Origin of the sequence: Citrobacter sp. C6_1 (assembly GCF_014596835.2) — a bacterium.
GTDB lineage: Bacteria > Pseudomonadota > Gammaproteobacteria > Enterobacterales > Enterobacteriaceae > Citrobacter > Citrobacter pasteurii.
On sequence record NZ_CP115031.1, the window covers coordinates 2720340 to 2732786 of the forward strand.

General features: G+C 51.0%; 13 protein-coding genes. 4 read left to right on the plus strand and 9 right to left on the minus strand.

Going from position 1 to position 12447, the window contains the following annotated elements:
- Window positions 1-103 precede the first annotated feature (103 nt).
- Window positions 104-739 carry a TetR family copper-responsive transcriptional repressor ComR gene (comR, locus tag IB196_RS13300; RefSeq protein ID WP_188232475.1) on the plus strand — a complete coding sequence of 212 codons (636 nt, stop codon included), beginning with the start codon at window positions 104-106 and terminating at the stop codon, window positions 737-739.
- A gap of 254 nt (window positions 740-993) precedes the next feature.
- A complete protein-coding gene (locus IB196_RS13305) occupies window positions 994-3174 on the plus strand; it encodes a TonB-dependent siderophore receptor (protein WP_040231959.1) in 2181 nt (726 codons plus the stop codon).
- Between the two features lie 56 nt (window positions 3175-3230).
- On the opposite strand, the gene IB196_RS13310 is transcribed toward IB196_RS13305, so the two are convergent.
- The 8 genes from IB196_RS13310 to hinT all read right to left on the minus strand — a co-directional run bounded on the left by IB196_RS13310 (window position 3231) and on the right by hinT (window position 9276).
- On the minus strand, window positions 3231-3770 hold the full coding sequence (locus IB196_RS13310; protein ID WP_149691654.1) for a glycine zipper 2TM domain-containing protein: 540 nt from the start codon (window positions 3768-3770) through the stop codon (window positions 3231-3233).
- Between the two features lie 168 nt (window positions 3771-3938).
- Window positions 3939-5243 carry an NADH-quinone dehydrogenase gene (gene ndh, locus IB196_RS13315; protein ID WP_048211961.1) on the minus strand — a complete coding sequence of 435 codons (1305 nt, stop codon included), beginning with the start codon at window positions 5241-5243 and terminating at the stop codon, window positions 3939-3941.
- Between the two features lie 236 nt (window positions 5244-5479).
- Window positions 5480-6022, minus strand: a complete 543-nt coding sequence (gene ycfP / locus IB196_RS13320) for an alpha/beta hydrolase YcfP (protein ID WP_048211962.1) — start codon at window positions 6020-6022, stop codon at window positions 5480-5482.
- A 21-nt stretch (window positions 6023-6043) separates the two neighbouring features.
- Window positions 6044-7069, minus strand: coding sequence for a beta-N-acetylhexosaminidase (nagZ, locus tag IB196_RS13325; protein ID WP_005121101.1), 1026 nt, complete (start codon window positions 7067-7069; stop codon window positions 6044-6046).
- Window positions 7070-7079: 10 nt separating this feature from the next.
- Window positions 7080-7904 carry a thiamine kinase gene (gene thiK, locus IB196_RS13330; protein WP_040231954.1) on the minus strand — a complete coding sequence of 275 codons (825 nt, stop codon included), beginning with the start codon at window positions 7902-7904 and terminating at the stop codon, window positions 7080-7082.
- Window positions 7885-8517 (minus strand): penicillin-binding protein activator LpoB, encoded by a 633-nt coding sequence (lpoB, locus tag IB196_RS13335; protein ID WP_040232002.1) that lies wholly within the window; start codon window positions 8515-8517, stop codon window positions 7885-7887. The genes thiK and lpoB overlap by 20 nt, the downstream gene beginning before the upstream one ends.
- 22 nt (window positions 8518-8539) lie before the next feature.
- Window positions 8540-8914: a YcfL family protein gene (locus IB196_RS13340; RefSeq protein WP_040231953.1), complete on the minus strand. Its 375-nt coding sequence runs from the start codon at window positions 8912-8914 to the stop codon at window positions 8540-8542.
- A gap of 2 nt (window positions 8915-8916) precedes the next feature.
- Window positions 8917-9276 (minus strand): purine nucleoside phosphoramidase, encoded by a 360-nt coding sequence (hinT, locus tag IB196_RS13345; protein WP_005121105.1) that lies wholly within the window; start codon window positions 9274-9276, stop codon window positions 8917-8919.
- A 348-nt stretch (window positions 9277-9624) separates the two neighbouring features.
- On the opposite strand from hinT, the gene fhuE reads away from it, so the two are divergent.
- Complete coding sequence (gene fhuE / locus IB196_RS13350) at window positions 9625-11811, plus strand: ferric-rhodotorulic acid/ferric-coprogen receptor FhuE (protein WP_188232476.1); 2187 nt, start codon at window positions 9625-9627, stop codon at window positions 11809-11811.
- Between the two features lie 43 nt (window positions 11812-11854).
- On the opposite strand, the gene IB196_RS13355 is transcribed toward fhuE, so the two are convergent.
- Complete coding sequence (locus tag IB196_RS13355) at window positions 11855-12037, minus strand: hypothetical protein (protein ID WP_188232477.1); 183 nt, start codon at window positions 12035-12037, stop codon at window positions 11855-11857.
- A 124-nt stretch (window positions 12038-12161) separates the two neighbouring features.
- Here IB196_RS13355 and IB196_RS13360 point away from each other — a divergent pair, with 124 nt between their 5' ends.
- Complete coding sequence (locus IB196_RS13360; protein WP_188232538.1) at window positions 12162-12446, plus strand: hypothetical protein; 285 nt, start codon at window positions 12162-12164, stop codon at window positions 12444-12446.
- The last annotated feature ends 1 nt before the right edge of the window (window position 12447 follow it).

The following is a 12447-nucleotide window of genomic DNA, read 5'->3' on the forward strand; positions in this document are numbered from 1 at the left end:
ATATTAATAGCATTAAATTATTTTTAGGGTGAATGCACTGGAGTGTCTGCGCGATTATTTTTATAATGGTTATTCAATAAACCCAACCAGGTACAACGGCACCATGACAACTGAAACGACAAGTTGTGCAAAAAAAAGCCGTGGCCGACCAAAAGTGTTCGACAGGGAAGCCGCGCTTGATAAGGCCATGACACTCTTCTGGCAGCACGGATATGAAGCGACATCGCTCGCCGATCTCGTAGAAGCAACCGGGGCAAAAGCGCCTACGCTGTATGCGGAGTTCACCAATAAGGAAGGACTGTTTCGTGCCGTGCTGGACCGCTATATCAGTCGATTCGCGGCAAAACACGAAGCCCAACTTTTTTGTGAAGAAAAAAGCCTCGAATCTGCACTCGGGGACTATTTCACCGCAATAGCGACCTGCTTCACCAGTAAAGACACGCCTGCGGGATGTTTTATGATTAACACATCCGCTACGCTGGCCGCCTCCTCCCGGGACATTGCGCACACGGTTAAATCCCGTCACGCCATGCAGGAGCAGACGCTGGCTCAGTTTCTGCATCAACGACAGGAAAAGGGTGAAATACCGGCACACTGCGATGTACAAAAGTTGGCTGAATATCTGAACTGTATTTTACAGGGGATGTCGATCAGCGCCCGCGAAGGTGCCACGTTTGAAAAGCTGATGCAAATCGCTCGCACAACCCTGCGACTGTGGCCCGAACTCATCAAAGCTTAACGTATTTCCGCTATTTCCCCCGCTGCACTGACGCCACCGGGAGCTGATAAGGCTCCCGGCTAAATTCCCGCATATTACCCACACATTTTTCATTGTTTTCATCATCTTATCCGATCATTTTTTGTAAAATATGTTGATAACAAAAATTATTATCATCAATATTCGCATTTGTTTTAACGCCTGTTACACAATGTAACCATCGGTTTCTCTACCGCCCTAACAAAAACAGACCGACTTTTTTAAAAGGAACACAAATGCATAAGCGTCTCTGGGTGCTCAATCCTCTCCTGTTATCTTTAACTCTGCCGGCTATTGCAGCTGAGGAAGATAATCTCATCGTCAGCGCCAACCGGAGCCAACGCACCGTGGCAGAGATGGCGCAAACGACCTGGGTTATCGAAGGAAGCGAGATTGAACAGCAGGTTCAGGGGGGGAAAGAGTTTAAGGATGTTCTTGCTCAGTTGATCCCCGGAATCGACGTCAGCAGCCAGGGACGAACCAACTACGGGATGAACATGCGTGGTCGTGCCATCGTGGTGCTTATTGACGGTGTTCGTCTCAACTCTTCCCGCACCGACAGCCGCCAGCTCGACTCCATTGATCCGTTTAATATTGCACACATTGAAGTTATCTCCGGGGCAACATCGCTGTATGGCGGCGGAAGTACCGGTGGTTTGATCAACATCGTCACCAAAAAAGGTCAGCCTGAGCGTGAAGTCGAACTCGAGCTGGGCAGCAAAAGCGGGTTCAACAACAGTAACGATCATGACGAACGTGTTGCCGCCGCAGTTAGCGGAGGAACCGACCGCGCATCCGGACGCATGTCTGTCGCTTATCAACGGTTTGGGGGGTGGTATGATGCCAACCACGACGCCTTAATGCTCGATAATACCCAAACCGGTCTGCAGCATTCCGATCGTCTGGATCTGATGGGTACCGGGACGATTGAGCTTGATGACAACCGCCAGCTGCAGCTGGTTACGCAGTACTACAAAAGCCAGGGCGATGACGACTACGGACTGGATCTCGGCAAGAACATGTCTGCCGTGACGGGAACCGGCAACGCTAATACCAGCAGCGGTCTCAATTCCGACCGTATCCCCGGCACGGAACGGCATCTGATCAGCCTGCAATATTCCGATGCTAATTTCTTCGGCCAGAATCTGGTCAGCCAGATCTATTACCGTGACGAATCACTTAAATTCTATCCCTTCCCTACGCTGAGCAAAGGTAAGGTCACCAGTTTCTCCGCATCACAACAGGATACTGACCAGTTTGGTGCCAAAATCACCCTCAACAGCCAGCTGATGGAAAACTGGGAACTGACATGGGGTATCGACGCCGATCACGAAACATTCGATTCCAATCAAGAATTCTTCGATCTGGCTTATTCCCTCCCCTCTGGCGGTATGGATAACCGAACGGCCTACACCACCGGGCGCTATCCCGGTTACAGCATCACCAACTTTGCGCCTTTCCTGCAAAACAGCTACGACATTAATGACATCTTTACGCTCAGCGGCGGTATCCGCTACCAGTGGACTGAAAACCGCGTTGATGATTTTGTCGGCTATACGCAGCAACAAGGCATCGCAACGGGTCTGGCGAACTCTGCTGATAGTATCCCGGGTGGCAAAACAGACTATGATAACTTCCTGTTTAACGCGGGCATCCTCGCACACCTGACCGATCGCCAGCAGACCTGGTTCAACTTCTCTCAAGGTGTGGAACTTCCCGACCCTGGAAAATACTACGGCAACGGTACCTACTCGCTGGTTGGCGATCATTATCAGCTCCAGCGCAGTGTTAACGTAGCGGATTCACGTCTGGAAGGCATTAAAGTTAACTCTTACGAACTGGGGTGGCGCTACACCGGCGATAACCTGCGTACACAGCTCGCCGCTTACTATTCCATATCTGATAAATCGATCGTCGTTAACCGCAACGATATGACCATTAACGTACAGCCCGACGATCGCCGGATTTATGGCCTTGAAGGCGCGGTGGATTATTTCATTGCTGATACGGACTGGAGCCTGGGAAGTAACTTCAACATCATTAAATCGGAAGTGAAGCAAAACGGTAAATGGCAAAAATGGGATGTCACTCTGGCTTCGCCGTCTAAAGCAACAGCATGGGTTGGCTGGGCGCCGGAACCGTGGTCGCTGCGAGTACAGAGTCAACAGACATTTGACCTGAGCGACGCCAGTGGCAACAAGCTGGATGGGTACAATACGATGGACTTTATCGGCAGCTATCAGCTCCCGCTGGGTAAACTGACCTTTAGCGTTGAGAACCTGCTGAATGAAGAGTACACCACCCTTTGGGGACAGCGTGCACCGTTACTCTACAGCCCGACTTATGGCAGTCCATCCTTGTATGAATACAAAGGTCGGGGTCGCACCTTTGGTTTGAACTATGCCTTAACCTTCTAATAAAAAAAGCCCCCCAGCCTGAGCGATGGGGGGCTAATGTTCAGGATAACGCTATTTTACGCCTTGTTATTCAGAACCAACTGGCCGTTGTTATCCAGCGGAATTTGCGTACCGGGATCTTTATCCATACGGATTTTTCCCTGCTGCTCGCCAATTTTATACGTTACGTCGTAGCCCAGCATTTTTTCTGATTTGTCATAGACCGTTTTACAACGTTGTTGTGTGGTCGTGTACGTATCGTTTTCCTGCATTGACCCCTGAATCTGGTTACCGGCATAACCGCCACCTAACGCACCGGCAACGGTCGCAATGTCTTTGCCGCGCCCACCACCAAACTGATGACCAATTACGCCCCCGGCAACCGCACCCAGCACGGAACCGGCAATACGGTTTTCATCCTGTACGGGTTTACGGTGAGTAACCGTCACGTTACGACATTCCTGGCGCGGTGTTTTTACCGTTTCTTTAATCGGTGTTGCAGAGACGACTTGTGCAAACTGTGGGCCACGCTCAAAAACGTTTAGACTGGCCACCGCTGCCACACCCAGCGCAGCAGCTACGCCAATCCCTATACCCGCCAACATTGATTTATTCACGGGACTTCCTCCTTTTTTGCTATTAGCAACAACTTTGCAACAGGAGGTAAATAATGCCAATCAGATTACGGATGAAAATCGCGGAGAAAGGGGGTAAAGCAGCATGATTCAGAGAACTCTGAAAGAAAGTGCCGGATGAAGCATTCCATCCGGCATTATAGGCCAGTATTAGTGCAGTTTAAGACGCGGACGAATCACGCGGTTAATGCTGCCAACCAACATCATCAGGCCGGTTTTGAAGTAACCATGCAGCGCAATCTGGTGCATACGGTACAGTGAAATGTAGACAAAGCGCGCAATACGCCCTTCCACCATCATTGAGCCACGCGTCAGGTTCCCCATCAGACTGCCCACGGTAGAGAAGTTGGAGAGAGAAACCAGAGAACCGTGATCTTTATACTGATACGCTTTTAGCGGTTTACCGTTCATCTGTGCCAGAATGTTGTTCATCGCGCAGGATGCCATCTGGTGCGCAGCCTGGGCACGCGGCGGCACAAAACCCCCTTCCGGACGCGCGCAGGAAGCACAGTCACCAATCGCATAGATGTCCGGATCACGCGACGTCTGCAGGGTTGGTTCAACCACCAGCTGGTTGATACGGTTGGTTTCCAGACCACCAATCTCTTTCATAAAGTCTGGCGCTTTGATACCTGCTGCCCACACCATCAGATCAGCTTTGATGTACTCGCCATCTTTGGTATGCAACCCACCTTCGTCAGCGCTGGTTACCATCGTCTGAGTCAGTACACGTACGCCCAGTTTGGTTAACTCGTTATGCGCGGCGCTGGAAATACGCGGCGGCAACGCAGGCAGAATACGCTCACCAGCTTCCACCAATGTGACGTTCAGCGCTTCGTTGGTCAGCCCTTTATAACCATAGCTGTGCAACTGTTTTACCGCATTGTGCAGCTCAGCGGAGAGTTCAACCCCCGTCGCACCGCCGCCGACGATAGCGATATTCACTTTGCCGTTCGCGCCCAGGTTTGCGGAATATTTCAGGAACAGATTCAGCATTTCCTGGTGGAAGCGACGCGCCTGGTGCGGGTTATCGAGGAAAATACAGTTCTCTTTGACGCCCGGCGTGTTGAAATCGTTGGACGTACTGCCCAGTGCCATCACCAGCGTGTCATATGGCACTTTACGCTCAGGGACCAGCAGATCGCCTTTCTCGTCTCGCAGCTCAGCAATCGTGATGGTTTTCGCTTCACGATCGATATCCATCACCGAACCCAGTTGGAACTGGAATCCGTGGTTTCGGGCATGCGCCAGATAGCTCAGCGCATCAACACCTTCATCCAGCGATCCTGTTGCCACTTCGTGCAGCAACGGTTTCCACAGGTGGCTGTGGTTTCTGTCTACCAGCGTGATTTTTGCCTTTTTCTTACGACCCAGTTTTTTACCCAACTGCGTCGCCATTTCCAGTCCGCCAGCACCGCCGCCGACAATCACGATCCTTTTCAATGGTGTAGTCAACGTGACCCCCTCAAATTTATTAACCAATTGTTAATTAAAAGTTATGTATATAGCCTTTAATTAACAACAAGTTACGATAATGAAAATGTTCCTCGAGAGTGAGAATAACACGAACGGTGCATTGGTCATACCAAAATTGATGTGTATCAAGTTTTGATGCTGAAAAGATAGACAACCCAGACTTTAAGAATAAAAAAACCAGCCCGGAGGCTGGCTTTTTAAACGCTCAGTAAAGATTAACCTAACGTCTTGAACGCTTTGATTCGCTGCAAATGCGGGGAGATGTTTTTGAATTTATGCGTTTGTTCTTCATCCCATACAATTTCATAGTAATGATGCAGCTCCTCCGACGAACGCTGGCTATTCAAGGCTTCATCATGGCGTGACAGAATAACCAGGCAGCGATCGCGATTTTTCTCGCGGAAGTTGGTCACACATTTTGTGGCGATATCAGCATACTCTTCCGGCCTGTCGATTTTCCCGTCCATATTCTCATACGGGAACAGGTTAGGGTTAAACACCACCTGACGAATATCACACAGGAAACCAATCCGTTCAGCCCAATACCCCCCCAGCCCAACGCCGCAAATCAACGGTCGATCATCCACATTAAGCTGCAACATTTTGTCCACTTCTTTCAGCAGATGCTGCATATCATGTTTAGGATGCCGCGTACTGTAGCTAATCAGCCTGACATCCGGGTCAATAAATTGCAGTTGCAATACTTTCTCGTGGTTGCCCGGACTGTTAGAGTCAAAACCGTGTAAATAGATAATCATCGCATCCTCGCCAAACTTGCGTTAATGACCTGCTTTCTCTTCCTGCCAACGCTCATGAAGCTGGTTGAGCTGGGCGCTTACTGTCTTCCAGCGAGCCGAGTCCATCAGTTCCTGACGTGAAAATGAACCTTTATGATACAAACGTGTAACACGTTCTGCATTGATCGGCGACAGATTATCTAAAACACTGACCGCACCCTTACGATTATTGCAGACCAGGATCATATCGCAACCTGCATCCAGCGATGCCTGTCCGCGCTCTGCGTAGCTCCCCATAATTGCTGCGCCTTCCATCGACAAATCGTCGGAGAAAATCACGCCATCGAAACCGAGCTCCTGGCGCAGTACTGTTTTCAGCCAGTGGGGTGAGCCGCTCGCGGGTCGCGGGTCTACATCGCTGTAAATGACGTGCGCCGGCATAATGGCATCCAGTTTGTTTTCAGTGATTAACGTCTGGAATACCGACATATCTTTCGCGCGGATCTCGGCTTCCGGACGCGGATCGGTTGGCGTTTCTTTATGCGAATCCGCCGTCACTGCACCATGTCCGGGGAAGTGTTTACCGGTAGTTTTCATTCCGGCCGCATGCATGCCATCAATAAAGCGGGTTGCCATCGCCAACGCTTGCGCGGGTTCGGCATGATAAGAACGTTCACCAATCGCAGCACTGATATGTCCCACATCCAGAACGGGCGCGAAGCTAATATCAATATCCATCGCGATCATTTCACTGGCCATCAGCCATCCGGCGTCCTCTGCCAGCTTGCCTCCCTCTTCCAGCCCATGCAGTGCAGCAAAAGATTGCGCCGCAGGCAGACGGGTAAAACCTTCGCGAAAACGCTGCACCCTGCCGCCTTCCTGATCTACCGCCACCACCAGATGATTACGCGATGCCGCGCGGATCTGACGCACTAATTCACGCAACTGTTCCGGGTCATGATAATTTCGGGTAAAGAGGATCAACCCGCCTACCAGTGGATGTGCCAGAATCTCACGCTCTTCAGCGTCCAGCTCATACCCTTCGACATCCAACATTACTGGGCCCACACTGCTCTCCTTATCCTTTCATTGTTAGCTGCCGCCAGGTTTCATCGGCCAGCCTGATAAATTGTCGATCGCCGGTTTGTTGCCAGCGATACTCAAACCACCCCGCCTTCAGCATCATTATCCAGGGTTGCCATCGCCTGACCTGTCGCCAGAGCGCGTCTTGCTCAATATGCGCGCGTTGGGCGTAGGCGCTAATCAGCCGTTGGTGCTGGGACTCATCGCTGACCCATACCGCCGCCAGCTCCAGCGCGATATCACCGTCGCCGGCATATTCCCAGTCAATCAGCCGCAGCCCTGAGTCTGTACGTACGATGTTGTCGCCGTGGATATCCATATGCAGCGGCCCCTGGCGCAAAGGTCGAGGCTCACCGCTTTTTCTAAGCCGCTTCAGGGCGCGCAACCAGCACGGCGTACGACGCGCCGGATCGCTACACTGCCAGTACTGCTCGAGTAGCGGCAGCAGGCTGATTCGCCAGCCGAATCGGGGCTGCTGGTGCAGATGATACAATAAGCCAGCGAGTTCGTCGGCGTCCGGTAATCTGGATTCTACCTTACCGTGAAAAAAGTCGACGGCCATCCATCCGCGCGTATAAAAGCGAGGACGCGGCGCAAGACTTTCTGGCAAGTGCTTTAACGCATGATAGTGGCGTAAGAAATGCGATTCTGGCGCGTAGGGATCGTGATGACAGCGCAGCACTAAACGGTGGGCTTGATGTTCGATGATGCAGCTCCCGCCGCTCAAACCACTTTGGCTGGAGACGACGGGATGATACTGCGAGAAATAGCGCGACAAAACTTCATCGCGCGTCAGCCTGTTATTGTTGCTGAACGGCACCTTTACCTGACCAGATTATCTCGCCAGTTTGTACCAGCATTAATTGCATTTGCAGCGCAGGTGAATTGACGTTACCGGAAGCGCTGGAATAGAGCACATACTGAGCGCCAACGTTACGGGCAATACCAATCGCTTTACTGCGTGTTCCCAGGCTATCGTTCGGCGACAGGCCCAACTGCTGCTTGGCTACTGCCAACTGCTGCGCAGAAACCAGGGTAAATTTACCATTATTCGCCAGTGCATTTCGCAAAGTCTCGGTGGCATCACCCGCGTTTAACGAGCCGTTGGTACGGTTATTCACGCTATCAACCAGCAGTACGCCCCCAGCTTTCACCCCCTCAGCTTGCAGCATTTTGCCGACCATCGGCTGCATTGCCCCGTTCCAGTCATAATGACGCTGACGTGGGGTTGGCTGCGCCGTTTGGTCCTCGTGTTCAATCGGCCCCGGCTGCTGCGGTATGGTTGGCACTGTGGGTACAACCGGAACTGGCTGTTGCGGCTGCACGGGTTGTTCCGGCACCGGCTTCACTTCCTCTACCGGCGCTGGCTCACGTTGAGCCACACAACCAGAGAGAAACATCGCCAGCGCGGCAATCAGTGCATAGCGATTCATTTTGATCTTCAAGATTCACCCCTTACAGATAAAGATAAAGCCTAACCTTGTGCGCCCCCAGATAATTGGCGCTGCCGTACAGCGTTACCGACGAACGAGCCGGGATAGTCACGCTGCGCGGCGCTTCCAGAGGATGCATCTCCAGCCCTCTGGCGTCATACCAGTAAAACCGATAATGAACGGTGACAGGTTCTTGTCTTTCGTTGTAGAGTCGCGAGGATGCTGAGGCCTGAATATCAGACGTTGTTAACTCAGGCGGCTCTGCAGTGATACCCGCCGCCAGTACTGTTGATTCCATCACCAGAGACTGTTCATCACTGACCGGAATTTCCGGGTGTGAACGGCAGCCAGCCAGCAACAGCAGACCCAACGTAAGCGCAATGCATCCTCTGGTCATTATTAAAGACCTTTATGCGCGAGCATTGGACCAAGCGCACGTCCACCCAGCAGATGCATATGAATGTGATACACCTCCTGACCACCGTGACGGTTGGTATTCATAATCAAACGGTATCCATCTTCGGCAATGCCTTCCTGCTCAGCGATTTTCGCCGCCACTGTGATCATACGTCCCAGCGCCTGCTCATGCTCTGCCGTCACATCGTTGACGGTTGGGATTAAAACGTTCGGGATGATCAGAATATGCGTTGGCGCCTGAGGTGAAATATCACGAAACGCAGTGACCAGCTCATCCTGGTATACGATGTCCGACGGAATTTCACGACGAATAATTTTGCTGAATATAGTTTCTTCTGCCACGACGTTTTCCTTTTTCATTAAGAGCCCATGCGTTGTGCCATGCTACGCCGGGTGACTCTGCGAGTATAGAGTATGAGCGAGTTACTCACGCTCTTTCAACTTTAACCCTCGATTTTTTAAGCAAAAAGCCCTGCCAGTGCTGTTCTTATAACCATTTCCCGGCGCTATCGCTCAGACATAGTACTGAAACAATATTTCATTTATGCGTAGCATTTGTTTACACATTGAATATGAATGCGTATATTTCGCATTTGCATTCTCATGAAGAAAAAATAATTAACAGCCAAAGGGTTCATTGCGCAGTCACGTGATTCGAACTTAATATTAATAATTATCAAGGACTTTCCGATGTCTTTCACAACACACTACAGGGACGAACAGCATCGTTCTGCCATTGTCCCATCCCTCCTGGCAGCCTGTATTACGGCTGCGTTATTGCCTTGTACCAGCCTCGCCGCCTCCGCAGAAGAGACCGTGATCGTTGATGGTTCAGCCTCCGCCACATCCAGTGATGGGCAGGATTACAGCGTTAAATCGACATCTGCAGGTACAAAAATGCAGATGACACAGCGAGATATCCCGCAATCGGTCAGCATCGTCAGCCAACAGCGTATGGAAGATCAGCAACTCCAGACACTGGGTGATGTGATGGACAACACACTGGGGATCAGCAAAAGCCAGGCGGACTCTGACCGCAGCAGCTATTTCTCTCGCGGATTCCAGATCGATAACTACATGGTCGATGGGATCCCGACCTATTTTGAATCCCGTTGGAACCTCGGCGATGCCCTTTCTGACACGGCCTTGTTTGAACGTGTAGAAGTGGTTCGTGGTGCAAACGGGTTAATGACCGGCACGGGGAATCCTTCGGCATCTATTAACATGATCCGTAAGCATGCCACCAGCCGCGAGTTCACCGGGAATGTATCTGCGGAATACGGTAGTTGGAATAAACAGCGCTATGTAACCGATTTGCAAAGCCCATTGACGGCAGACGGTAACGTGCGCGCCCGCATCGTGGCGGGTTATCAAAATAACGATTCCTGGCTTGACCGTTATAACAATGAAAAAATGTTTTTCTCGGGGATTGTCGATGCCGATCTGGGCGACACCACCAGCCTGTCGGCAGGTTACGAATACCAGCGTATTGATATCAACAGTCCAACCTGGGGCGGGTTGCCGCGCTGGAATACCGATGGCAGCAAAAACAGCTACGACCGCTCGCGCAGCACCGCGCCGGACTGGACCTACAATGACAAAGACATCAACAAAGTCTTCGTGACACTCAAGCAGCGTTTCGCGGATACCTGGCAAACAACCCTGAATGCCACCCACTCCGAGGTCAAGTTCGACAGTAAGATGATGTACGTCGACGCTTACGTTAATAAAGCTGACGGCACACTGATTGGTCCCTATGGCAACTATGGACCGGGCTATGATTACGTTGGTGGAACAGGCTGGAACAGCGGCAAGCGTAAAATCGATGCCGTCGATCTTTTTGCCGATGGTGGCTACGACCTGTTTGGTCGTCAGCATAACCTGATGCTGGGTGGCAGTTACAGCAAGCAAAATAACCGTTATGAGAGCTCGTGGGCAAACGTCTTCCCCAACGAAATAGGTAGCTTCTATACCTACGACGGTAACTTCCCGGAAACCAACTGGAGCCCACAGTCATTGGCCCAGGACGACACCACGCACATGAAATCACTCTACGCCGCAACGCGTATTTCGCTCGCCGACCCATTGCATTTGATCGTCGGCGCGCGCTATACCAACTGGCGTATCGACACCCTGGCCTACAGCATGGAACAAAACCACACCACGCCCTATGCGGGTCTGGTGTATGACATCGATGATAACTGGTCCACTTACGCCAGCTATACCTCTATCTTCCAGCCGCAGAACAAACGCGACAGTTCCGGTAAATATCTCTCCCCTATTACCGGCAACAACTACGAAGTTGGTCTGAAATCAGACTGGATGAACAGCCGTTTAACCACCACCCTCGCCGTATTCCGCATTGAGCAGGATAACGTGGCGCAATCAACCGGCGTACCAATCGCCGGTAGCAATGGGGATACGGCCTTTAAAGCGATGGATGGAACGGTCAGCAAAGGCGTTGAATTCGAAGTGAACGGTGCGATCACGGATAACTGGCAGATGACTTTCGGCGCAACGCGGTACGTTGCGGATGACAACGAAGGCAATGCCGTCAATCCGAACCTGCCGCGTACTACGGTAAAATTGTTCACCCGCTATCGCCTGCCAGCCATACCGGAACTGACTGTAGGCGGCGGGGTTAACTGGCAGAATCGAGTGTATAGTGATACGGTCACGCCTTATGGCACATTCCGCGCGGAACAGGGAAGCTACGCCCTTGTAGATCTGTTCACCCGCTATCAGGTGACGAAAAACTTCTCTGTGCAGGGTAACCTCAATAACCTGTTCGATAAAACCTACGACACCAATATCGACGGTTCTATCGTCTATGGTGAGCCGCGTAACGTCAGCCTCACCGCCAGCTACCAGTTCTGATAATACCCAGTCTGTAAAGCATCCACCTGCATGTCAGGTGGATTTACCGAAAAGCTAAAAAGCAAAAAGCCCGCTTAAGTTTCCTTAAGCGGGCTTCTCTAAATTTGGCTCCTCTGACTGGGATCGCCTTAGCCATTAACTGGCTGATTGATAAGCTAAACCTAAAAATTGGAGTTGTCAAGACCACCAGAATGACCACCAATTTTTCTGGTTTTTCTTTCCGCATGTAAGTTGAGTACTATGGTTTGTACACCATCTCATCTCTGCTTTCTTTCGAACCAGATAAAGCGCAATGAAGGCTGCGAGTTAGATGAAACAAGGATTGCTATATAACATCAGGAGCCAGATAAATGATGGAAGGTAAACTAATTTTCTGCTCGGACTCAATACTACGCTTTCGCTCTGACTATGATGAAATGACGGCCCTTCCGTTACTCTCAATACAGAAAGCCATTTCAGATACCGATCCCTTTTTTCTTCTCCGGCTCTTTCGTCATACCGTGATGAACGAAGAAGGAACAAAGTCTGATGCAAATGTCAGATCGTATGCGCCTGTTAGGGCGCTGCTGGTAACAGAGCCTTATAGGCGCATCAGAAAAACCTCCGGCTATGCCGGAGGATATTTATTACTATGAA

Excerpts from the sequence above, each read along its gene's own strand:
- comR (WP_188232475.1), top strand. The coding sequence starts at position 104 with ATGACAACTGAAACGACAAGTTGTGCAAAAAAAAGCCGTGGCCGACCA.
- IB196_RS13305 (WP_040231959.1), top strand. The coding sequence starts at position 994 with ATGCATAAGCGTCTCTGGGTGCTCAATCCTCTCCTGTTATCTTTAACT.
- ycfP (WP_048211962.1), bottom strand. The coding sequence starts at position 6,022 with ATGATTATCTATTTACACGGTTTTGACTCTAACAGTCCGGGCAACCAC.
- lpoB (WP_040232002.1), bottom strand. The coding sequence starts at position 8,517 with ATGAATCGCTATGCACTGATTGCCGCGCTGGCGATGTTTCTCTCTGGT.
- IB196_RS13340 (WP_040231953.1), bottom strand. The coding sequence starts at position 8,914 with ATGACCAGAGGATGCATTGCGCTTACGTTGGGTCTGCTGTTGCTGGCT.
- fhuE (WP_188232476.1), top strand. The coding sequence starts at position 9,625 with ATGTCTTTCACAACACACTACAGGGACGAACAGCATCGTTCTGCCATT.
- IB196_RS13355 (WP_188232477.1), bottom strand. The coding sequence starts at position 12,037 with ATGCGGAAAGAAAAACCAGAAAAATTGGTGGTCATTCTGGTGGTCTTG.
- IB196_RS13360 (WP_188232538.1), top strand. The coding sequence starts at position 12,162 with ATGATGGAAGGTAAACTAATTTTCTGCTCGGACTCAATACTACGCTTT.